This is a genomic window from Novosphingobium subterraneum (assembly GCF_000807925.1).
Taxonomy (GTDB): Bacteria; Pseudomonadota; Alphaproteobacteria; order Sphingomonadales; family Sphingomonadaceae; genus Novosphingobium; species Novosphingobium subterraneum.
This window is the reverse complement of the sequence record NZ_JRVC01000010.1, coordinates 133,814-154,713: the sequence shown is the minus strand read 5'-3', so window position 1 is coordinate 154,713 and position 20,900 is coordinate 133,814. Positions and strand designations below refer to the sequence as shown.

The following is a 20,900-nucleotide window of genomic DNA, read 5'->3' as shown; positions in this document are numbered from 1 at the left end:
GCATGGAATCTTCGGTCACCGTCGCAGCGCTTTACCGTTTCACGCCAATCGCGGACCCTGCCGCCTTGCGCGATGCGCTGGAAAGCACCTGCAAGGCGCAAGGCATCAAGGGTACGCTGCTGGTTGCCCACGAAGGGCTGAACGGCACTATCGCCGGTAGCGCCGAGGGCATTGCCCATGTGGTGGATTTCATCCGTGCCCAGCCCGATTGCGCGGATACCGACGTCAAGTACTCCCACGCATCCGCCATGCCGTTCTACCGCATGAAAGTGCGGATCAAGCGCGAGATCGTGACGATGGGCGTCGAGGGCATCGACCCGCGCGCAAGCGTTGGCACCTACGTTTCGCCGCAGGACTGGAACGCGCTGATCGCCGATCCCGAAACCATCGTGATCGACACCCGAAACGACTACGAAGTGGCCGCTGGTACCTTCGAACGCGCCATTGATCCGAAGACGACAACTTTCCGCGAGTTCCCCGGCTGGTTCCGCCGTGAACGCGAGCGGCTGCTGGGTAAGGGAAAGACCCCCAAGGTTGCCATGTTCTGCACCGGCGGCATCCGTTGCGAGAAATCCACCGCCTTCCTCAAGGCTGAAGGCATCGAGGAGGTTTACCACCTGAAAGGTGGCATCCTGAAATACCTCGAGGAAGTGCCTGAAGATGAAAGCCTGTGGCGCGGCGAATGTTTCGTCTTCGACGAGCGCGTGACTGTGGGCCATGGCCTTGCGCTCGGCAGCCACGTCCTTTGCCGTGCCTGTCGCCGACCCGTGGATGAGGAAGGGCGTGCTTCACCTCTCTATGAAGATGGGGTCTCCTGCGCAGGTTGCTACGATGAGCGGACAGACGAACAACGCGCTTCGGCCCGCGAACGTGACCGTCAGGAGAAGCTCGCGCGCGCCCGCGGCACGAGTCACATCGGTGCTACACGCCCCTGATAAACGCGACCATCTCATCCGTAAGACGGCGATCGGCGGTGCCGATGTGCATGGCCATGGAATAGTGGTTATGTCCGGACAGGATCATGCCGTTCGGTAAAGCGCCGTGCCGTTCGAGACGCTCTGCCATCAGGCCAAGGAATTCGGCCTGGAAGCGTGGAGGATCGTACTGCGCACAGCAGATGAACAAGGGGATGCTGGTCGAGGCAATGGCCTGACGCGGCATTCTGGCCGCGTAGTCCTCGTTCAGGCCGTAGTACGGCTCGTCCTTGGCATCCAGCGGGGTGTAACCATACAACCCCGAAAGCAGCACCGCCCCGGCCACCGGCAGATCCGGCTGCAGCTTCAGCGCCGTGGCGATATGCACCGCCCCCGCCGAGGTGCCAACCACCACGATCCGCGCCGGGTCACCACCATGCTCTGCGGCGTTGTCGCGAAGCCATTCCACCGCCGCCGCCACGTCCTCGCCACCCTGCGGCCAGCGCGCATCGGGCAGGAGCCGGTAGTTCATCGCCGCGCCGAGGAACCCGGCCTCCGCCATCGTCCGAGCCACCGCGGCATTTTGCCAGGAACCTTCATCACCCTTGTCGCCAAGCCGGAAACCGCCCCCGTGCACGAACAGGACGACCGGCAGGTCGCGATCGGCGGCAGTACGATAAAGGTCGAGCCGATGGCGCTCATGCGGGCCATAGACGCAATCGACGGCCAAGGCCGGCACGCGTGCGGCAAGCCCGCGCTGCTCGTCATCGAACAGCGCGCGACAAGCCTCGACCACCTGCGGGCCGAGCGCACTGCCCATCGCGGCAATCGCATCGGCAGCAGACATCACGCCTCGTCGATGACGGGGTTGGTCAGGGTTCCGACCTTGCCGATCGAGATTTCGGCCACGTCTCCGGCCTTCATGTAGAGTGGGGGGGTACGCTTGTCGCCCACGCCGCCGGGGGTGCCGGTGGCGATGACGTCGCCGGGTTCCAGCGTGGTGAAGGTCGAGCAGTATTCGATCACGAAAGCCACGTCCCAGACCATGTCCGACACAGGCTGGTCCTGCACGAGCTGGCCGTTGATCCGGGTCTGCACGCGCTGTTCGGCCAGATCGGGCAGTTCGTCAGGCGTGACGAGCGCAGGGCCGAAGCCGCCGGTGCCGGGGAAGTTCTTGCCGGGCGTGAACTGGATGTTGTGGCGCTGCCAGTCGCGCACCGAACCATCGTTGAACACCGAATACCCGGCGACGTGCTCAAGTGCCTTTTCGCGCGGGATGCGACGGCCGCCCTTGCCGATCACCACGGCGAGCTCGCCCTCGTAATCAAAGCGGGTGGTTTCGGGCGGGCGCACCAGCGGTTCGCCATCGGCGATCAGGCTGTCGGCCCAGCGCGTGAAAATCGCCGGGTATTCCTTCTGATCCCGCCCGGTTTCAGCGACATGCGTGGCATAGTTGAGGCCGACGCAGAGGATCTTGTTCGGGTTGGGGATAACCGGGAGCAGGCGCACGTCGGCGCGGGCATAGCTCGCGGTGGCAGCCAGCACGGAAAGGTCACCTGCCACGGCGTCCTTCAACCATGCCGCAGCGCCTTGGGCGCCGAGGTCATGTACGGTCTCGCCATCGAGGCGGCCGAAGCTGGGGGTCCCGTCGGGACGGCGGAAACTGATGTAACGGGCCATGGTCTTGTCTCCCCTGAGGACGCCTTTTGCCTGCACCGCCGATCCGGTCAGTGCAAGGGCGGCTGCGCCGCCGACGAAACCTCGTCTGTCGATGTTCAAAGTGGTGCCGGTTCCCAGTCACGGCGGCAGCGGAAGCGCTCCTCGGCCACACGCAGGCCGGCAAAGTCCTTGTCCGAGATGCCCCACTGGTCGATGCGCTGCTCGGGCCAGGTCCAGTCGTCCGGCTTACCGGTGCGATAGTCTGCCGGAACCTTCTCGACTGCGGTCGAATACTCGATCACCGGGCCGAACGGGGCGATGTAATAGGCATAGACATTGTCGCCGGGGCCGTGGCGGCCGGGGCCCCATGCCGGTGCAAAGCCGTTGTCGCGCATCCAGCCAATGCCGCGCATCACCGCATCGAGATCGTCCATCTCGAACGCTACGTGATTGAGGCTGGCAAAGCCGGCGCGGGCAAAGGCGGTCGAATGATGGCTGTCGTTGCAACGCACGAAGACCATGCCCTTCGTCCGGTCAGAGACGCGGAAGCCCAGCACCTCCTCCACGGCGTGACCAAGGAGTTCGGCATCGGCAGAGTTGAACACCACGTGCGTCAGCTTGACCGGCGACACGCGCTTGCTGGCCTTGGCAAAGCCGTCGATGGCCTCGACCTCGCTCGATCCGGCCAGGAAGCGAAGGATCGTGCCCTCGGGCAGTTCGACAAGCAGGCCCGCACCCTCGCCGGGATCGGCAGAGGTTACCGGCTTTGCTGCCCAGCCCTTGTCGGTCACGCGCGCCTTGATGGCGGCAAGTTCCTCGCCGGAACACACGAAAGTGGTCGACCGGACGTATTCCTCATCCGATTGCTCGAACGCGACGAGGTAGGGCATCGTGCCGGTGCCGCGCAGGTAATGCGTGCTGCCGCGCACATCGGCGGGATAGAGGCCCCAGACGTCAACCATCCACGCGGCGGCGCCGGCGGGATCGGGCAGGGCAATTTCGATGCTGCGCAACTTCACGCCGGTATCTCCTGATTGAAACCTGCGGCCCTGAGCCCCGCGAGCGCGCAGTCCTCGTCGCAGTCGCCGGTATCGCCGCTGATGCCCACGGCACCGATGATCGTGCCAGCCTCACGGATCAGCACTCCACCGGGCGAGAAGGCAATGTTGCCGCCCACCGCCACGCTCACGCTCTGGAAAAAGACCGGGTTGCCTTTGGCCCGCTCGGCCAGGACGCGGGTATCATCGCCCATGCCGAGCGCGCCCATCGCCTTGGCGCGAGCAATGTCATGGCGGAACAGGCTCGCCCCGTCCTCACGCGCAAAGGCAACCGGATGTCCACCGGCATCAAGCACCACCACGGCGAGCGGCTTGGCACTGCGCGACCGCGCATGGGCCAGTGCAGTGCTAATGATCGTCTGGGCTGCGGCGAGTGTCAGGCTCACGCTGCAATCTCCTGCCTCTGACGAAGCATCGCATCTCGCAACGCGAGCAGTTCGGCTGCAGAGCCTGTGCCGAACACATAATGGTCGGGACGAACCAGCACGGCCTCGACTCCGCGCGCGTCGAGCCACTGCTCGACCGCGCCGTTGTCGGGCAGCTCGCTGGCAATGATTGCGCCCTCACCACCGCCGTCTCGTACGAACAGCCGCCAGCCTTGACCGACCAGATCGTCGAGCTTGCGCCCATCGGCGAGGACCGGCTGGATGAAGCGCTGGCCCGCTGCGGGCGTGCCTTGCGCAACAAAGCCGGTAGAAATCGCCGGAATCAGGTCTGCAGCCGTTTCGCCCTGCTTCTGGGCTGATTGCGCACGGATGCTGGCATCGCGCTCCGCCGCCTTGGCCGGATCGAGTTCGCAGATATAGCGCCCTGCCGCCACCGCCGCGCCGATGACGCCGCGCACGTGCGGGTCACGCTCGGACTGGTAGGTCGTCAGGATGGCCTCGTCCGCGCCCTCATTGACGATCGCCGCCATCTTCCAGGCAAGGTTCGCCACATCGCGAAGGCCATGGCACATGCCTTGGCCGAAGAACGGCGGGGTCTGGTGCGCGGCATCGCCTGCGAGGAAGACACGGCCGACCTGCCACTGCTCCGCCACCAGCCCGTGGAAGCGATAGGTCGCGGCGCGCACGATCTTATGCGGCACTTGCCTCATCCATGCCCCGACCAGTGCCGCGACGTTCTCCTCGCGCATCATTTCGGCGTCGTCTTCGTGCGGCAGGAGCATGAACTCCCAGCGGCGATGGTTGCGACGGCCGGGAACGACCGTGGCCGGGCGAGCCGGATCGCACATCATCACCGACAGGCGCTGCAAGTCGGCCCCCTCGGGCACGCCGGTCAGGTCCGGGAAAGTCACCGGCCCCTCGACCTCGGCATCGACCACCAGCCACGGCTCTTCGAAGTCAAGGTCGTCGAGCTTCACGCCCAATGCCTTGCGCACCGGGCTGCGCGAGCCATCGGCGGCGATCACCCAGCGTGCCGTCAGGCTGCGCTGTGCGCCATCCTGCGCGAACGTCACAGTCACGCCGCCCTCATCCTGGACAAGCGCGGTGAACTCGGCGCCCAGCAGCAGGCCGATCCTGCCATTGTCGGCAAAGGCCGCGCGCAGATGGGCCTCGAACTCGGGCTGGTAGAAGAAGTAGTCGTTGGCCCACCCGAACGGGCGCGGCTTGCCGACCGTGCCCATGTAGCGGATCACGCCGTGGTCGGCGCCGACATGCAGGTGCCCATCGGTCGCTACCATGTCCGGCTCCACCCGGTCGATCACCCCGGCGCTCTGGAACAGCCGCATCATCTCGTGATCGAGATGGACCGCACGCGGCAGCGGATAGTGCTCGGTCTCCTTCTCGAGCACGACCACCGAAAGACCCTGCCTGCCCAGCAGGTTGGCCGCCATGGCGCCCACGGGACCGCAGCCGATCACGGCAACATCGAACATCGTCGTCATCAGGCGGCAACCTCCACGGGTGCCTTGTACAGGGCACCGCCCTTCATGATCATGGCGATGCGGTTCTTGTCCTGCAGGATCGACACGTCCTGCGTCGGATCGCCTTCGACCAGCAGCAGATCGGCCAGCCAGCCCTGCTTCACGCGGCCAACCTCAAGGTCCATCAGTTCACCGCCCAGGGCCGTTGCTGCCTTCAGCGCCTCGGCCGGCGTGTAGCCGAAGTGATCGACGAAGATCTGCAGGTCGCGAGCATTGCGGCCATTGGGATTGAAGGGAAAGCCATAGTCGCCGCCGATCAGGATGCGCATGCCCCGGGCCTTGAGGGCAGGCACCAGCCTGGCTTCCAGTTCCATCCGCTCGGCCGCGCTTTTCTTCATGTGGCTCATGTGGATGTGCGGGGGTGGCGTCGCTTCCAGCGCGGCGATCGAGACACCGGGCGAAGGAGCATAGAACGTCGTGTCCTTGGCCGCGATCATTGCATCGGCGGCGGCCTCGTCGGCATAGGAGGCGTGGTAGATGATCCGTGCGCCTGCTTTCAGCGCAAGCTCGATCGCCTTGGGGTAATAGGCATGGGTCGCGATCCACAAGCCGGCCTCACGCGCCGCTTCGCCAGCCGCCTCCATCTCCTCGTCGGTATAGAGCACGTCGCTGGCCGAGCCGGGCTTCAGGGCGTCTTCGCCCGAAACCACCAGCTTGAGCGAGCCGATGCCCTGCTCCTTGCAATAGGCCACGAACTTGCGGATCGCTTCGGCCCCGCGCCCGTTGAACACGTCACCGGTGTCGACGCCCTCGGCCCCTTCCGGGCTGCGTTCCAGTGTCGAAGGCACCAGACGAGGCCCCGGCGTCTCGCCCGCTTCGATGGCGCGCGCCAGTTCAACCTCGATGCCATCACCCAGCGCGCCTGCCGAATAGGCGCTGGTAAAGCCATGGTCGAGCAACACTCGCGCATTGCGCCAAGCCGCGACCTTCAGTTCGTCTTCAGGCAGGATGAACTGGTGGTAGATCTTCTCGACCGACGAGCCCCAAGTCAAATGCGCATGCGCCTCGACCATGCCCGGCATCAACGTGCGGCCAGCACCTTCAACGAGCGTTGCCGCCCCCTCCACCGCTGGCTCTTGACCCGCATCAGTCACGGTAGCGATTCTACCCTCGCGCACGATCACCGACTTTGCGCCTTCGAGCAGCTCCTCGCCGTCAAACACCCGGACGTTTCGGATCACCACGGTCTTCGGGGTTGGCATCGCATTTCTCCTGTTCTCCAGGATGACCTAGCTCCCGCATCAGGGCTGGAAAAGTATCGATAAGCAATGTTTGGATAGACAGAACCTATGGAATGCCGTTGTCTCGGCCAATCACAACTCAAGCAGGCTGTCCTGTCGGACAAGGCTGACGAGTTTCAGCCCATGACTCGCCGCCTGCTCGCAGGCCAACGTGGACGCTGCCGATATTGTCGCCAGCACCGGGACCTCCGCAATCACGGCCTTCTGCACCAGCTCGAAACTGCAGCGCGCGGTGAGCAAGACGAAATGATCCGCCATTGCCAGACCCTCTCGCGCTGCTGCACCAATCAGTTTGTCGAAGGCATTATGCCGACCGACATCCTCGCGCACGAGGCGGATCTTGCCAGTCGGATCGCATAGCGCGGCCGCATGTGCTGCGCCCGTTGCGCGGCCCATCACCTGTTGGTCGCGCATCTGGGCGGCCGCGCTGAAGATTGCATCTGCCCCGATCCGGACTCGGGCGGTCACCGGCTGCAGCGGCCGCATGACCTGCTCCAGGCTCTCGATTCCGCAAAGTCCGCAGCTCCCTTCGGCAAGGCGCAAACGCGCCCTTTCGAGCAGTGGAGCCGCTCCTTCGGCACCAAGCTGCACGCGCAGCATCCACCCGCCTGCGCCCCCGCCTGCATCGACAGGCGCGGCCTGTGCCGAGACAAATTCGTGCGGTGAGGCGATCAACTGTTCCGACAGGCAGAAGCCGAGGGCATAGTCTTCGAGATCGACCGGTGTTGCCATCATCACGGCATAACCCACGCCGTTGATTTCCAGGGCAACCGGCGCCTCTTCGATGAGCGGCCTGTCCAGGGCGCGTGACACCCGGCCATCAGCGAACTCTTCGCGAAATGGGAAGGCCCTTGTGCCGTCAACCGGCATCGGAGCCATGGACCTGCGGATCGGTTGCGCGGGTCTGCGGGGCCGGAATGCCCCGTCAGCCACCCGCGCCATGGCCTCTGCCGCCACCGGATCAAGCCCGGCAGAGCCTTGCGCGATCAGCGTATCGATCATGCGCGGCGTCCAGAACGAAACGATATGGTCCGCCACCGCGGCCACCGGCTTGTCGTCATGCACCAGGTTGCGCGCAATCTGGTTGGCCATGTACGCCAGCTTTTCGGCCGTATGCGCGCTCATTCGGCAGGCTCCATCGCGCTGTCATGGCCTACTATCCGGCGCGAGCGCGAGGCTTGCGCCTCGTAGTCTTCCTGCCAGTCGGTCGGGCCGTTGGATGGCGTGATCTGCACCGCGGTCACCTTGTATTCCGGGCAGTTCGTCGCCCAGTCGGAATAGTCGGTAGTGACCACGTTTGCTTGCGTCGCCGGGTGGTGGAAGGTGGTGTAGACCACGCCCGGTGCCACGCGATCCGTCACCAATGCTCGCAGGGTCGTCTCCCCTGACCGGCTTGCCAGCTTTACCCAGTCGCCAGACTTGAGGCCCCGGTTGTCGGCGTCAGTCGGATGAATTTCGAGAACGTCTTCCGGATGCCAGACCGTATTCGCCGTGCGCCGGGTCTGCGCGCCGACGTTGTACTGGCTAAGGATGCGCCCCGTGGTCAGCAGCAGCGGGAAGCGCGGGCCGGTGCGCTCGTCAGTGGGCACGTAGTCGGTCACTACGAACTTGCCCTTGCCCCTGACGAAGCCGTCGATGTGCATGATCGGCGAGCCATCGGGGGCCTTGTCGTTCACCGGCCACTGCAGCGATCCTTCGGCATCGAGCCGCTTGTAGTTCACGCCCGAGAACGTCGGCGTCAGCCGCGCGATCTCGTCCATGATCTCGGACGGGTGGGTGTAGTTCCAGTCCAGGCCGATCGCCCGCGCCAGTTCCTGCGTGACCTGCCAGTCCTCGTATCCGTTGAGGGGCTCCATCACCTTGCGTACCGGCTGGATGCGCCGTTCGGCGTTGGTGAAGGTGCCGTTCTTTTCGAGGAAGGTCGATCCGGGCAGGAAGACGTGCGCGTAGTTCGCAGTTTCGTTGAGAAACAGGTCGTGGACGATCACGCATTCCATCGCGGCAAGGCCGGCGGCCACGTGCTTGGTGTCGGGATCGGACTGCAGGATGTCCTCGCCCTGGATGTAGATCGCCTTGAACTGCCCATCGGTGGCGGCGTCAAGCATATTGGGGATGCGCAGGCCGGGCTCGGGATCGATCTTCACGCCCCATTCGGCCTCGAACTGGTCGCGCGTCGCCTTGTCGGAAACGTGGCGATAGCCTGAAAGCTCGTGCGGGAATGACCCCATGTCGCACGCGCCCTGCACGTTGTTCTGCCCGCGCAGGGGGTTCACGCCAACGCCGCGACGGCCAATGTTGCCGGTGGCCATGGCCAGGTTGGCGATGGCCATGACGGTGGACGAGCCCTGGCTGTGTTCTGTAACGCCTAGGCCGTAGTAGATCGCGCCGTTCCCGCCCGTGGCGAACAGGCGCGCCGCGCCGCGGATGGCTTCGGGATCGACGCCGATCACCGGCGAGAGGAACTCGGGACTGTTGCGCTCTGCCGAAACGAATTCGGCCCAGTGCTGGTACTCGTCCCAGTCGCAGCGCTCGCGGATGAACGCCTCGTCGGCGAGGCCCTCGGTCACGATTACATGGGCAATGGCCGTCAGGATCGCGACGTTGGTGCCCGGACGCAGCGGCAGGTGGAAGTCCGCCTCGATATGCGGCGAGCGAACCAGATCGGTGCGGCGCGGATCAATGACGATCAGCTTGGCACCTTCACGCAACCGGCGCTTCATGCGGCTGGCGAAAACGGGGTGCCCGTCGGTCGGGTTGGCACCGATCACGAGGATGACGTCGCTGTCCTCGACGCTGTCGAAGTCCTGCGTGCCGGCAGACGTCCCGAACGTCGTCTTCAGGCCATAGCCGGTTGGCGAATGGCAGACTCGGGCGCAGGTATCGACGTTGTTGGTGCCGAAGCCGGCGCGGATCAGCTTCTGGACGAGGAACGTCTCCTCGTTGGTGCAGCGGCTCGAGGTGATCCCGCCCAAGGCGTTGCGGCCATAAGTCTCACGGATGCGGTTGATCTGGCCCGCCGCATAGGTCAGCGCCTCCTCCCACGGAACCTCGCGCCAGGGCTGGTCGATGGACTCGCGGATCATCGGCGAGAGGATGCGCTCCTGATGCTGGGCATAGCCCCAGGCAAAGCGCCCCTTGACGCAGGAGTGCCCGCGATTGGCCTTGCCGTCCTTCCACGGCACCATCCGCACCAATTGCTCGCCCCGCATTTCGGCGCGGAAGGTGCAGCCAACGCCGCAATAGGCGCACGTGGTGACGACTGCGCGCTCCGGCTTGCCGATTTCCTTGACCGCCTTCTCCTGCAAGGTAGCGGTCGGGCAGGCCTGCACGCAGGCACCGCACGAAACGCACTCCGAAGCCAGGAAGCTGTCGGAGGTCAGGCCAGCAGAGACCTTGCTGTCGAACCCGCGCCCGTCGATGGTCAGCGCCAGCGTGCCCTGCACTTCGTCGCAAGCGCGCACGCAGCGCGAACAGACGATGCACTTCGAAGGGTCGAAATCGAAATACGGGTTCGAGATGTCGGGCATCGCGCCGAGATGGTTCTCGCCCTCATAGCCGTAGCGCACATCGCGCAGGCCCACGGCGGCGGCCTGATCCTGCAACTCGCAATCGTTGTTGGCGCTGCAGGTCAGGCAGTCGAGCGGGTGGTCCGAGATGTAGAGTTCCATCACCCCCTTACGCAGCTTCTGCAGGCGCGGCGTCTGGGTGTGGACTTTCATGCCCTCGGCAACGGGCGTGGTGCAGGATGCAGGCGTCCCGCGCATGCCGTCAATCTCGACCAGACACAGGCGGCAGGAACCGAACTGCTTGAGGTTGTCGGTGGCGCAAAGCTTGGGGATGGAACCGCCCGTCAGAGCTGCCGCGCGCATGACCGTCGTGCCAGAGGGCACGGTTACTTCGCGCCCGTCGATAAAGCAGGTCACTTCCGTCTCGCTGCGGACTTCCGGGGTGCCGAAATCGGTCTGGCGTTCATAACCCATGGGATCGCTCCTCGGCGGCCATCAGATCCGCCGGTGTATTGATATTAGCAGGATTTTCGAAGAATCGCACGGCCCGCGCTCCAATGGCCTCGGCAAAGGCGCGCATCGAATGTCGTGCGTCGCTGGTCAGCAGCGCATCGAGCGTGGCCGAGGCACTGACGGGCCATAGTCCGATCACCGGCTGGCTTTCGCAATAGGCGGGCGCGGGATGCAACTGGGCGGCCAGATCGTCGGCAATGCCGATGCTGTCGACAGAGCAGGTCAGCACTTCGTCATAGCCTGCGTCTCTCGCATGGTGGAGCGCAGCGGCGATGCCACCCAATGGCCCCATGTCCGCGCGCGGCCAATCGGGCAGCGTCGGCGCCGGAGCCTCCACCCGCCCCACGACCACCACCGCATCGCACTGCGCCGACAGGGCATCCACCGTCCGGGCCAGCAGCGTGCGGCCAGCCAGTTCGGCCAGCGCCTTGTCGCTGCCAAAACGGGTGGACCGGCCACCGGCGAGGACGGCGCCGAGGATCATGGTTGCACCGCTGCGCCTGCATGCTTCGACAAGCTCAGCATGAGCGGGTCGAGAGAGATACCTCCAACCAAACTCCGCTCATCCTGAGCCTGTCGAAGGATGTTCACGCAACCCATCACTCGGCCGCTTCCCGCGTCAAATCTGCCCCGAAATCCTCGGGGAAATTGCGCAGCGCCGAAAGGACCGGATAGGGCGTGAAGCCGCCGAGCGCGCAGAGGGAACCGAACTTCATCGTCTCGCACAGGTCTTCGAGCAGAACGATCTCGTCCGCCAGCGTCCGCTCGACCTTGCGGGCGTTGTGCATCTGCGGCAGCGCCTCGACCTTGTCCGGCACGCGACCGGACCTGGCACGGATGCGGTCAATCAGCTCCACTCCGCGGGTCGAGCCAATGCGGCAAGGCGTGCACTTGCCGCAGGATTCGGCCGCGCAGAATTCCATCGCGAAGCGGGCTTGCCTGCTCATGTCCGCCGTATCGTCGAACACGGTGATCCCGGCATGGCCGATCAGGCCATCGGCTGCGGCGAAAGCTTCGTAATCGAACGGCAGGTGGAAATCGGCGGGCGAGTGATAGGCTCCCAATGGCCCGCCCACCTGCACTGCGCGCACCGGTCGGCCCGATGCGGTGCCGCCGCCGATGTCGCCCACCAGTTCGCCCAGCGTGATCCCGAAGCCCACTTCGAACAGTCCGCCGTGCTTCACGTTGCCCGCGATCTGGATCGGCATCGTGCCCTTGGACCGGCCGAAACCGACCGCCGCATAGGCCGCGGCGCCATTGGCCATGATCCATGGCACCGCAGCGAGCGTCAGCACGTTGTTGACCACCGTCGGCTTGCCGAACAGCCCCTCGAGCGCTGGCAGCGGCGGCTTGGCGCGCACTTCGCCGCGCTTGCCTTCCAGGCTGTTGAGCAGCGAGGTCTCCTCGCCGCAGACATAGGCGCCCGCGCCCACGCGCACTTCCAGTTCGAACGGCGCGATGAGGTGCGCCGACGCGCGCACTGCCGCTTCCATCTTGGCAATCGCGTGCGGATACTCGCTGCGGATGTAAATGTAGCCCTTCTGCGCGCCGACGGCATGGGCGGCAATGACCATGCCTTCGACCAGCATGAAGGGATCACCCTCCATCACCATGCGGTCGGCGAAAGTGGCGCTGTCGCCCTCGTCGGCGTTGCAGACGATGTATTTGCGGTCGGCCTGGGCCTTGGCGACAGTCGTCCATTTGATCCCCGCCGGGAAGCCTGCCCCGCCCCGCCCGCGCAGGCCGGATTCCGTGACTTGCGCAATCGTTGCCTCAGGCCCGACCTCCCGCGCCTTGGCAAGACCCTGCCAACCGCCGTGCTCGGCGTAGTCTTCCAGGCTCAAGGGACGGGTCTTGCCCGCGCGGGCAAAGGTAAAGCGCTGCTGCCGGGCGATGAAGGGATGCGCTTCGATGGCGCCGATCGCCTTGGGCGAGGTCCCCGCGAGCACTGCGGACACGTCGCCCGGCTCAAGCGGACCAAAGCCCTGGCCATCGATCTCTGCCAAAGGTTCCAGCCAGTGCATCCCCCATGAAGACACGCGCTCCACAGTGCAGCCCGCCGCCACGAAAGCCTCTGCCACTTCGTCCGCGCCGCAGGCCAGCGCCAGCGCATCGTCGCTGATCCGCACCACAGTCATGCCCCCAGTCACGTTGCCAGTCACGCCAACGCCTCCACCAGCGCGCCCAGCCTTGTCGCATCGAGACGTGCGTGGACCTTGCTGCCGATCATCGCATTGGGGCCCACCGAGCACAGCCCGAGGCAATAGACCGTCTCCACCTTCACCCGCCCGTTCTCGGGCAATCCCGCCGCCAGCACATCGACGCCCCGCGCCTGGCAGGCCTCAGCCCGGCACAGCTTCAGGACCGGGCGCGCGTCAGGCTCGGCGTGGAAGTCATGGTAGAAGCTGACGACACCCTGCACCTCGGCGCGGCTCAGGTTCAGTGCCTGCGCGATCGTGCGGATGGCCTCTTCCGAAACATGGCCATATTCGGCCTGCACATCGTGCAGGATCGGAAGCAGCGGGCCTTCCCGGCCAGCGTGGGCGGCTATGATGTGGGGCAATCGTTCCATGGCAGTCCGATCTTGTCCGAAAGACACGTCCGGTCAAATCGAAAAAGTCGAAGCCTGATAGGATTATCCTATCAAACTCCGGCAAGACTGCGTGCCACGGCCAGCGCCGTGCTGGCCATCGGGCTCAACGGCACGCGATTGACGACCACCAGCCCGATCCGGCGCGGTTCGTCACCATCATCGAGCACGGCGCAGCGTGCCCACTGCAGGCCCGCCAGCAGGGTGGCATAAGTATCTGGCACGATTGTGCAGAACCCGCCCGAGCGGACCAGATCAAACAGCGTGACATAACTGTCGGCTACTGCGCGCGGCGTGATTGCCAAGCCGCGATCCAGCATTCGCGCATCGAGAATCCGCCGGAACTGCATGCCCTGATGCAGCAGGCAGAGCGGTTGCGCAGAAGCCTCCTCCCACCCGATCTCGGTCAAGTTCCCGAGCGGACCATCAGCCCGCGTCACGAACAGGTAGCGCTCAGCGTGCAGTGGAACGGACAGGACATTGGCCGGAGTTTCGTGATCGAGATAGGTCAGGCCTGCGTCGCATTCGAAATTATTCAGCGCCCGCTCGATCTCGCGCGATGTGGCTGAACGCACCGCAAGGCTCAGGCCTGAATGCCGCTTCAGCAGGGTCTCGCCGAACTGTCCGGCCAGCGGCAGCGCGGCGGGGATGGCCGCGAGCGCGAACTGGCCGGTAATCGCCGCAGAACTCGCGGCGACCGAGCTCGTCATGCCTGCAACGGCGCCAAGGATCTGTTCGGCCCAGGGCAGCATGGCCTCGCCGTGCGCGGTCAGCCCCACGAATCTCCGGTCACGCTCGATCAGCCGATGACCAACCTCGCGCTCCAGGGCGGAAAGCCCGGCAGACAGCGTTGGCTGCGAAACACCGCATTCCTGCGCCGCATTGGCGAAATGCCGCAGCCGGGCAATGGTCACGAAATAGCGGAGCTGGCGGGGGTGCATCATCGCAGCCTAGGTTGATAGGATGCACCTATCAAGAGTGCCCCTTCCCCAAATGGCAGGTCTCGCAACCGCCGGACGAGGCCCATATGCAGCCAATGGAACGTGCGCAGCCCCCGGAACCGAACCTGATGGTGTGGTATGATGGCGCCTGCCCGATCTGCTCGCGCGAGATCGCGGCAATGCGGCGGCTTGATCGCAAGGGCGCGATCGCTTTTGTCGACATCGCCGATCCTGCCCAGCCGTGTCCGGTCGATCGCACCGAAGCGCTGGCGCGGTTTCATGTGGCCGAGGGCGAGCGGATCCTGTCGGGCGCGGCGGCGTTTGCGGCGATGTGGCGGGCCATTCCGGCGTTGCGCTGGCTTGGCCTGCTGGCCCGCTTGCGCCCGGTGGAGCATGTCTTGGAGCGCTGCTATCGCGCGTTCCTGCTGATCCGTCCCCGATTGCAAAGGCTGTTGAAATGAGCGGATCGCGTTATCGCAAGGTGCCTTCGGCGCGGCTATCGCGCCTGGCTGCGTTTGGCCAGCTGGCAGGCGGCGTGGCGGGGGGCGTGCTGGCGGAAGGCGCGCGCAGGCTGGCGCGCGGCGAAGCGCCGAAACTGTCGGACCTTTTGTTGACTCCCGGCAATGCCATGAGAGTTGCCGACCAGCTCTCGCGCCTGCGCGGCGCGGCGATGAAGCTGGGGCAGATGATCTCGCTCGACGCCGGAGATGTTCTGCCGCGCGAACTCTCCGAAATCCTGTCTCGATTGCGGGATTCTGCGCATTACATGCCGCCCGCCCAGTTGGAACGCGTGCTGAGCGCTGAGTGGGGTGCGGGGTGGCGCTCTAAGTTTCGGCACTTCGGGGCGCAGCCGATTGCCGCCGCCTCGATCGGGCAGGTGCACAAGGCAGTCCTGCCCGATGGCCGTGTGCTGGCCATCAAGGTGCAATACCCTGGAATTGCTGCCAGTATCGATGCCGACGTGGACAATGTCGCCACGCTTCTGCGCGTCTCCGGGCTGCTGCCTCAGGGCCTCGACATCAATCTCCAACTCTCCGAGGCAAAGCGGCAACTCCACGAGGAGTCTGACTATCTCCGCGAGGCAGAGATGATGCAACGCTATGGCAAGATGCTTGCGGACGACGATGCATTTCTGGTCCCCCAGGCATACGCCCCTCTTTCGGGCCGCAACGTCCTGGCGATGGATTTTATCGAAGCGCGTCCGGTCGAAAGCCTACTCACCGCGCCTCTGGAAGTGCGCAACAAGGCCATGGGGGCGCTGCTCGGCCTGACCTTGCGTGAACTGTTCGCGTTCGGGTTCATGCAGACTGATCCGAACTTCGCCAATTTCCGCTGGCAGGCTGAAACCGGCAAGCTCGTGCTGCTCGATTTCGGTGCCGCGCGTGAGGTTCCGGTGGCCACGAGCGAGGCCTACCGGCGGATGATGCTGGCGGGGCTGGCCGAGGATCGCGATGCGCTGCGCGTGGCCCTGACCGAAGTCGGTTTCGTTTCCGATCAACAACTTGCTCGTCACGGCGCGGCGTTTGACCGGATGCTGGACATATTGATCGCCCATCTTGGAAAGCCCGGCCTGTTCGATTTCTCCGACCGCTCCTTTGTCGAGCGTGTCCGCGCCGAGGCCGAGAAGGTCGCGGCAGACCGCGCATCGTGGCACGTCCCGCCAGTCGATACGCTGTTCGTCCAGCGCAAGGTCAGCGGCACCGCGCTGCTGGCCATCCGCATGAAGGCGCAGCTCACATTGCGGGAGATGGTGGCCGAAGCGATCGGCGGCGACTGTCCTCCACAGCGAACGCTTCGTCGCGCAATGGGTTAGCAACGGAACAGGCGAGTGGAAATTCCGTTTGCCTTTCATGCAGATAGATCTCGACCAGCGAAGCACCACTGGCCCCCGGTTCCAAAGCGACACGATCCAGCAGACGCTGGCCCGCTGGAACCGTGAGCGGCTGAGTCCGCAGTTTCCGTCCGACGACTGGAACCAACATTTCGAGCATGAAGCGCAGATGCGCTATCTCGAAACCTCGTTTCTCGAGGAACTGCGCGCCGAGGTCCGCGAGCGCGCAGGCGAAGCGCCAACCGATGTCGACGGCTTTGTCGAATGGTTCGAAGACCTCAAGCAAACCGGTCCCGGTCAGGGCGATCCGCTGTTCCCCTGGCTCGCGGAAAACGCCGATGAAGCGCAACTGCGCTGGTTCTTCGAACAGGAAGCGGCAGGCGAAGCCGGGTTCGACGATCTTGTCGCCTATACGCAGGTCAAGCTCCCGGTCAGCGCCAAGCTCGAACTTGCTCGCAACTACTGGGACGAGATGGGCCGTGGCAACGTGCGCGGCATGCACGGACCGATGCTCAACGATTTGGCCATGACCATGGGCGTGGAACCGACCATCGAGAACACCGTGTGGGAGAGCCTTGCTCTAGCCAACGCGATGACGGGCATGGCTACCAATCGCGGTTTCGCGTGGCATTCGGTCGGCGCGCTTGGGGTGATCGAACTGACCGCTCCGGGCCGTTCGGCCATGGTGGCCAAGGGTCTGCGCCGCATCGGCCTGTCCGACCGTGAACGCCGCTACTTCGATCTTCATGCCGTGCTCGACGTGAAGCACAGCGAGGACTGGAACCGGGAAGCGTTGCGCCCGCTCGTCGAGGAAGACCCGCGCCGTGCGACGGCCATGGCCGAAGGCGCGCTGATGCGTCTGATGTGCGGTGAGCGCTGCTTTGCACGTTATCGTGCGACACTCTGGGGATAGCCTCACATCACGATGTGATTTCTGTTGACCTGTGCCATCGCGATGTGACAAACGCGACTCATGGCACAGGACATTGTGGCGCGTGCGCGCAAGCTCATCGAGGATCGGGTCATTTCGCGGGCGGCGCTTGCCCGCGCGGCAGGTCTGCACCCCAACACCTTGCGCGACGCCCTGTCGCCTGACTGGAATCCCACCGCAGATACGCTGACCAAGCTCGAACGGGCAATGGACGACAGTGACGATGAGGACTTCGCGCTGGCGACGGTCGAGGAAATCATTGCCGACGTCCGCAATGGCCGCATGGTCATCCTCGTCGATGACGAAGACCGCGAGAACGAAGGCGATCTGGTCATCCCGGCACAGATGGCAACCCCCGAATCCATCAACTTCATGGCCACCCACGGCCGCGGGTTGATCTGCCTGTGCCTCACGTCCGAACGCGCCGACAAGCTCGGCCTCGAACTGATGAGCCGCAACAACGGCACGCGCCATGGCACGGCCTTCACCGTCTCGATCGAGGCGCGCGAGGGCGTCGACACCGGCATTTCCGCAGCGGACCGCGCCCGCACCGTTGCCGTGGCGGTCGATGCCACCAAGGGCCGTGACGATATCGTGACTCCGGGCCACGTCTTTCCGCTGATCGCCCGCGATGGCGGCGTCCTCGTCCGCGCCGGCCACACCGAAGCCGCGGTCGACCTGCCGCGCCTCGCCGGCCTCAACCCCTCGGGCGTGATCTGCGAGATCATGAACGACGATGGCACGATGGCGCGCCTCAACGACCTCATCCCGTTCGCCCGCAAGCATGGCCTCAAGATCGGCACGATCCGCGACCTGATCGCCTATCGCCGCCGTCACGACCATCTTGTCGAATGCCTCAACCAGGCACCGTTCCACACCGATTACGGCGGCGAGTTCACGATAAAGACCTATCGCAACAAGGTCGACGGCTCGGTCCATCTCGTGCTGCAGAAGGGCCACATCCTGCCCGACACACCGACGCTGGTGCGCATGCACTCGATCTCGGTCCTGTCCGATGTGCTCGGCCAGCCGGGACCGCGCAAGCGCATCCTGCAGCGCGCCATGAGCGAGATTGGCGAGGCAGGCTCAGGCGTCATCGTGCTGCTGATGCCCACCGATCCCGAACAGCTGATCCGCGAGGTCGGCGGCACCGCGGGGCACGACATGGAGCTGCGCAGCTACGGCATCGGCGCGCAGATCCTTGCCGACCTCGGCATTCACGACATGATCCTGCTGACCAACTCACACCACAACCTCGTCGCGCTCGAAGGCTATGGCCTGAACATCGTTGGCGAGCGGGCGATTCCCGCAGCCTGAAGCTTCGGCACGAACGACGAACGGTTCAGGTCGTGGCGCTTGCCGCCATGACCTGACGTCCATCGGCGGCAAAGGCGGCGAGTTCGACCGCGCCCCCATCCTCGCGCATTACCAGATGCAGCGCCTCGCCGCAGATCGCTGGCGAAAGCCCCCGAAAGGCAAAGCTTTTCAGCGCGTTGTCGCCCAGCTCTGCCTGCGCCAGATCGAGCAGGAGCGTCGCCGTCAATGGCCCGTGCACGACCAGCCCGCGATAGCCTTCGACTTCCGTGGCATATGGCAGGTCGTAGTGGATACGGTGGCCGTTGAAGGTCAGCGCCGAATAGCGGAACAGCAGCGGCTCGTCCGGGGTTATCGCCCGGTGCGCGGTCCATGACCCCGGATGGAAGGTGCCCTCCCCCAACGGCGGCGGGACCAAGGGCAAGCCAGCGGCGGCGGCATCGCGATAGACCACGCTCTGCACTTCGCGCACGGCCAATTCGCCATAGCACAGCGTCTCATGAGCAACATCCACGAAGACCAGCGCTCCACTGGCACCCCGTTTTTCAGTGATCGCCGCAACCGAAGACCGCCGCTCGACCGCCGCGCCAAGCACGAGCGGCGCAAGAAACTCCACCTTGCTCGACGCCCACATCCGGCGCGGCAGCGGCACCGGCGGCAGGAAGCTGTCCGGGCTGTCATCGCGCAGCGGATGACCGTCAGCCCCAAGCGCCGATGTCGGCGCATCGGGCGTGCACAGGCACCAGTGGAAGCCTTGCGGCATGGTCCCGTCGGGGGGCGCCGCGCGATCGAGCGTTGCCAGCCAGCGCGCGGCAAGTCCGGCGTCGGCGCGGTCAACCCGCCGCTCGGTCCGGCCAATCCACGCGTCCCACCGATCCCCGGCCACGTCACCCATCAATTGCGCCCTTCCAGCAGCCCGCGCGCGATGACCTGCGCCTGTATTTCCGCCGCGCCTTCGAAGATGTTGAGGATGCGCGCATCGCACAGCACCCGGCTGATTTCATACTCAAGCGCATAGCCGTTGCCGCCATGGATCTGCAGCGAGGCATCGGCGTTGGACCATGCCGCGCGCGCCGCCAGCAGCTTGGCCATGCCGGCCTCGATATCGCAGCGCTTGCCTGAATCCTTGGCGCGGGCGGCGGCATAGGTCAGCTCGCGCGCAAGGACCATGTCGACCAGGCTCATCGCCAGCTTGTCGGCCACGCGCGGAAACAGGACGATGGCTTTGCCGAACTGCTTGCGGTTCAGCGCGTAATCCAGCCCCAGTTCCAGCGCGCGTCTTGCCACGCCGACAGCGCGCGCGGCGGTCTGGATGCGCGCACCCTCGAAAGTCCGCATCAGCTGCTTGAAGCCCTGCCCCTCCTCGCCGCCGAGCAAGGCATCGCCCGGCGCGCGCAGGCCATCGAACTGCAGCGCATATTCGCGCATCCCGCGATAGCCGAGAACCTCGATCTCGCTGCCGCTCATGCCTGCCGCCGGGAAAGGTTCATCCTCCGTCCCGCGGGGCTTGGGCACCAGCAGCATCGACAGCCCGCCATAGCCCTTGGCATCTGGGAGCGTGCGGGCCAGCAAGGTCATCAGGTCCGACCGGGCGGCATGGGTTATCCATGTCTTCGCGCCATCGATCACCCAGCCCTCGCCCTCCCACCGTGCGCGGGTTTGCAGCGAGCCGAGATCGGACCCGGTATCGGGTTCGGTGAACACCGCCGTCGGCAGGACCTCCCCGCTGGCGATGGCTGGAAGCCACTGTGCCTTCTGCGCCTGTGTCCCGCCCAGGACGATCAGCTCGCCCGCAATCTCGGAGCGCGTGCCGAGCGACCCGGCGCCGATCCAGCCGCGTGAAAGTTCTTCGGTGACGAGGCACATCACCAGCTTGCCAAGACCAAGCCCGCCGAACGCCTCGGGGATGCACACCCCGAACGTGCCGAGATCGGCCATTGCCCGTACCGTTTCGTCCGGAATCAGCGCATTGGCGAGGTGCCACTTGTGGGCGTGGGGCACGATCTCGGCATCGGTGAAACGGCGGAACTGGTCGCGGATCGTATCGAGATCGGCATCGCCGAGGCCTTCGGACGGCCACTGCCCCGCGGCAAGATTGCTTGCCAGTTCGGCGCGCGCTTCGGCATGGTCAACTTCGAGCAGGCCGGCGCAATCCTGCGCCAGTTCGCGCGCCTCGGCGCTCAGCCCCAGATCGGCCGGGCGCAGAATCTCGTTCTGGCCCATGGGCAGGCCGCCCACCATCTGGCCCAGCGTCTCGGCGAAGGCCAGGCGGGCCACCGCTTGGTCGAGCGCAGAGCCAGACCGTTCGGCCCATTCCGCCACTGCCTCAAGCGCGGCAACGCTTGTCGCGATCCAGGCAAGGCCGTGGGCGGCACGCTGATGCTCATCGATCCGCGCGCCTTCCAGCCGCTTGGCCAAGGCCCCCTGCGCCGCTGCCTGATAGCGGCTTGCCGCGCCCAATTCCTCCTCAAGCAT

19 protein-coding genes are annotated in these 20,900 nt (G+C 65.3%); 5 read left to right on the top strand and 14 right to left on the bottom strand.

Annotated features, from left to right (window positions below; translation table 11 throughout):
* Nucleotides 1–2 precede the first annotated feature (2 nt).
* The gene (trhO, locus tag NJ75_RS11755; RefSeq protein WP_039334620.1) at nt 3–935 is read left to right on the top strand and encodes an oxygen-dependent tRNA uridine(34) hydroxylase TrhO; all 933 of its coding nucleotides are present in this window, start codon (nt 3–5) and stop codon (nt 933–935) included.
* On the opposite strand, the gene NJ75_RS11750 is transcribed toward trhO, so the two are convergent.
* The 12 genes from NJ75_RS11750 to NJ75_RS11695 form a co-directional block, all read right to left on the bottom strand.
* Nucleotides 922–1,761, bottom strand: coding sequence for an alpha/beta hydrolase (locus tag NJ75_RS11750; RefSeq protein ID WP_039334619.1), 840 nt, complete (start codon nt 1,759–1,761; stop codon nt 922–924). The two genes, trhO and NJ75_RS11750, sit on opposite strands and share 14 nt — an antisense overlap.
* Nucleotides 1,761–2,594 carry a fumarylacetoacetate hydrolase family protein gene (locus NJ75_RS11745; RefSeq protein ID WP_039334727.1) on the bottom strand — a complete coding sequence of 278 codons (834 nt, stop codon included), beginning with the start codon at nt 2,592–2,594 and terminating at the stop codon, nt 1,761–1,763. Before NJ75_RS11745 ends, NJ75_RS11750 begins: the two co-directional genes overlap by 1 nt.
* Nucleotides 2,595–2,689: 95 nt before the next feature.
* Entirely contained in the window at nt 2,690–3,592 is a 903-nt protein-coding gene (locus tag NJ75_RS11740; RefSeq protein ID WP_039334617.1) for a VOC family protein, read from the bottom strand.
* A complete protein-coding gene (locus NJ75_RS11735) occupies nt 3,589–4,017 on the bottom strand; it encodes a GlcG/HbpS family heme-binding protein (protein ID WP_039334615.1) in 429 nt (142 codons plus the stop codon). Before NJ75_RS11735 ends, NJ75_RS11740 begins: the two co-directional genes overlap by 4 nt.
* The gene (locus NJ75_RS11730; RefSeq protein WP_039334725.1) at nt 4,014–5,510 is read right to left on the bottom strand and encodes a bifunctional 3-(3-hydroxy-phenyl)propionate/3-hydroxycinnamic acid hydroxylase; all 1,497 of its coding nucleotides are present in this window, start codon (nt 5,508–5,510) and stop codon (nt 4,014–4,016) included. Before NJ75_RS11730 ends, NJ75_RS11735 begins: the two co-directional genes overlap by 4 nt.
* A gap of 8 nt (nt 5,511–5,518) precedes the next feature.
* Nucleotides 5,519–6,760 carry an amidohydrolase family protein gene (locus NJ75_RS11725; protein WP_039334613.1) on the bottom strand — a complete coding sequence of 414 codons (1,242 nt, stop codon included), beginning with the start codon at nt 6,758–6,760 and terminating at the stop codon, nt 5,519–5,521.
* Nucleotides 6,761–6,871: 111 nt separating this feature from the next.
* Nucleotides 6,872–7,924 (bottom strand): formate dehydrogenase accessory sulfurtransferase FdhD, encoded by a 1,053-nt coding sequence (gene fdhD / locus NJ75_RS11720; RefSeq protein WP_082013360.1) that lies wholly within the window; start codon nt 7,922–7,924, stop codon nt 6,872–6,874.
* On the bottom strand, nt 7,921–10,779 hold the full coding sequence (gene fdhF / locus NJ75_RS11715) for a formate dehydrogenase subunit alpha (RefSeq protein WP_039334611.1): 2,859 nt from the start codon (nt 10,777–10,779) through the stop codon (nt 7,921–7,923). Before fdhF ends, fdhD begins: the two co-directional genes overlap by 4 nt.
* Nucleotides 10,769–11,302, bottom strand: coding sequence for a molybdenum cofactor guanylyltransferase (gene mobA, locus NJ75_RS11710; RefSeq protein ID WP_039334609.1), 534 nt, complete (start codon nt 11,300–11,302; stop codon nt 10,769–10,771). Before mobA ends, fdhF begins: the two co-directional genes overlap by 11 nt.
* 115 nt (nt 11,303–11,417) lie before the next feature.
* The gene (locus NJ75_RS11705; RefSeq protein WP_039334606.1) at nt 11,418–12,956 is read right to left on the bottom strand and encodes an NADH-ubiquinone oxidoreductase-F iron-sulfur binding region domain-containing protein; all 1,539 of its coding nucleotides are present in this window, start codon (nt 12,954–12,956) and stop codon (nt 11,418–11,420) included.
* 20 nt (nt 12,957–12,976) lie between these two features.
* The gene (locus NJ75_RS11700; protein ID WP_039334605.1) at nt 12,977–13,390 is read right to left on the bottom strand and encodes an NAD(P)H-dependent oxidoreductase subunit E; all 414 of its coding nucleotides are present in this window, start codon (nt 13,388–13,390) and stop codon (nt 12,977–12,979) included.
* Nucleotides 13,391–13,461: 71 nt separating this feature from the next.
* Nucleotides 13,462–14,349 (bottom strand): LysR family transcriptional regulator, encoded by an 888-nt coding sequence (locus NJ75_RS11695; protein WP_039334720.1) that lies wholly within the window; start codon nt 14,347–14,349, stop codon nt 13,462–13,464.
* 95 nt (nt 14,350–14,444) lie between these two features.
* Here NJ75_RS11695 and NJ75_RS11690 point away from each other — a divergent pair, with 95 nt between their 5' ends.
* From NJ75_RS11690 to ribB, 4 genes are read left to right on the top strand one after another with little or no spacing between them, the layout of a single operon-like run.
* Nucleotides 14,445–14,810 (top strand): thiol-disulfide oxidoreductase DCC family protein, encoded by a 366-nt coding sequence (locus tag NJ75_RS11690; protein WP_039334603.1) that lies wholly within the window; start codon nt 14,445–14,447, stop codon nt 14,808–14,810.
* Nucleotides 14,807–16,162: an ABC1 kinase family protein gene (locus NJ75_RS11685; RefSeq protein ID WP_052242391.1), complete on the top strand. Its 1,356-nt coding sequence runs from the start codon at nt 14,807–14,809 to the stop codon at nt 16,160–16,162. The genes NJ75_RS11690 and NJ75_RS11685 overlap by 4 nt, the downstream gene beginning before the upstream one ends.
* Nucleotides 16,163–16,199: 37 nt before the next feature.
* Nucleotides 16,200–17,093 carry an iron-containing redox enzyme family protein gene (locus tag NJ75_RS11680; protein ID WP_052242390.1) on the top strand — a complete coding sequence of 298 codons (894 nt, stop codon included), beginning with the start codon at nt 16,200–16,202 and terminating at the stop codon, nt 17,091–17,093.
* Between the two features lie 60 nt (nt 17,094–17,153).
* Nucleotides 17,154–18,428 carry a 3,4-dihydroxy-2-butanone-4-phosphate synthase gene (gene ribB, locus NJ75_RS11675; RefSeq protein WP_039334601.1) on the top strand — a complete coding sequence of 425 codons (1,275 nt, stop codon included), beginning with the start codon at nt 17,154–17,156 and terminating at the stop codon, nt 18,426–18,428.
* Between the two features lie 25 nt (nt 18,429–18,453).
* On the opposite strand, the gene NJ75_RS11670 is transcribed toward ribB, so the two are convergent.
* The gene (locus tag NJ75_RS11670; protein ID WP_039334599.1) at nt 18,454–19,320 is read right to left on the bottom strand and encodes an HTD2 family dehydratase; all 867 of its coding nucleotides are present in this window, start codon (nt 19,318–19,320) and stop codon (nt 18,454–18,456) included.
* Nucleotides 19,320–20,900 (bottom strand): acyl-CoA dehydrogenase family protein, encoded by a 1,581-nt coding sequence (locus tag NJ75_RS11665; RefSeq protein ID WP_039334597.1) that lies wholly within the window; start codon nt 20,898–20,900, stop codon nt 19,320–19,322. The genes NJ75_RS11670 and NJ75_RS11665 overlap by 1 nt, the downstream gene beginning before the upstream one ends.

Excerpts from the sequence above, each read along its gene's own strand:
- trhO (WP_039334620.1), top strand. The coding sequence starts at position 3 with ATGGAATCTTCGGTCACCGTCGCAGCGCTTTACCGTTTCACGCCAATC.
- NJ75_RS11750 (WP_039334619.1), bottom strand. The coding sequence starts at position 1,761 with ATGTCTGCTGCCGATGCGATTGCCGCGATGGGCAGTGCGCTCGGCCCG.
- NJ75_RS11745 (WP_039334727.1), bottom strand. The coding sequence starts at position 2,594 with ATGGCCCGTTACATCAGTTTCCGCCGTCCCGACGGGACCCCCAGCTTC.
- NJ75_RS11730 (WP_039334725.1), bottom strand. The coding sequence starts at position 5,510 with ATGTTCGATGTTGCCGTGATCGGCTGCGGTCCCGTGGGCGCCATGGCG.
- NJ75_RS11725 (WP_039334613.1), bottom strand. The coding sequence starts at position 6,760 with ATGCCAACCCCGAAGACCGTGGTGATCCGAAACGTCCGGGTGTTTGAC.
- fdhD (WP_082013360.1), bottom strand. The coding sequence starts at position 7,924 with ATGAGCGCGCATACGGCCGAAAAGCTGGCGTACATGGCCAACCAGATT.
- fdhF (WP_039334611.1), bottom strand. The coding sequence starts at position 10,779 with ATGGGTTATGAACGCCAGACCGATTTCGGCACCCCGGAAGTCCGCAGC.
- mobA (WP_039334609.1), bottom strand. The coding sequence starts at position 11,302 with ATGATCCTCGGCGCCGTCCTCGCCGGTGGCCGGTCCACCCGTTTTGGC.
- NJ75_RS11705 (WP_039334606.1), bottom strand. The coding sequence starts at position 12,956 with ATGACTGTGGTGCGGATCAGCGACGATGCGCTGGCGCTGGCCTGCGGC.
- NJ75_RS11700 (WP_039334605.1), bottom strand. The coding sequence starts at position 13,390 with ATGGAACGATTGCCCCACATCATAGCCGCCCACGCTGGCCGGGAAGGC.
- NJ75_RS11695 (WP_039334720.1), bottom strand. The coding sequence starts at position 14,349 with ATGCACCCCCGCCAGCTCCGCTATTTCGTGACCATTGCCCGGCTGCGG.
- NJ75_RS11690 (WP_039334603.1), top strand. The coding sequence starts at position 14,445 with ATGGAACGTGCGCAGCCCCCGGAACCGAACCTGATGGTGTGGTATGAT.
- NJ75_RS11685 (WP_052242391.1), top strand. The coding sequence starts at position 14,807 with ATGAGCGGATCGCGTTATCGCAAGGTGCCTTCGGCGCGGCTATCGCGC.
- NJ75_RS11680 (WP_052242390.1), top strand. The coding sequence starts at position 16,200 with ATGCAGATAGATCTCGACCAGCGAAGCACCACTGGCCCCCGGTTCCAA.
- ribB (WP_039334601.1), top strand. The coding sequence starts at position 17,154 with ATGGCACAGGACATTGTGGCGCGTGCGCGCAAGCTCATCGAGGATCGG.
- NJ75_RS11670 (WP_039334599.1), bottom strand. The coding sequence starts at position 19,320 with ATGGGTGACGTGGCCGGGGATCGGTGGGACGCGTGGATTGGCCGGACC.
- NJ75_RS11665 (WP_039334597.1), bottom strand. The coding sequence starts at position 20,900 with ATGCTTGAGGAGGAATTGGGCGCGGCAAGCCGCTATCAGGCAGCGGCG.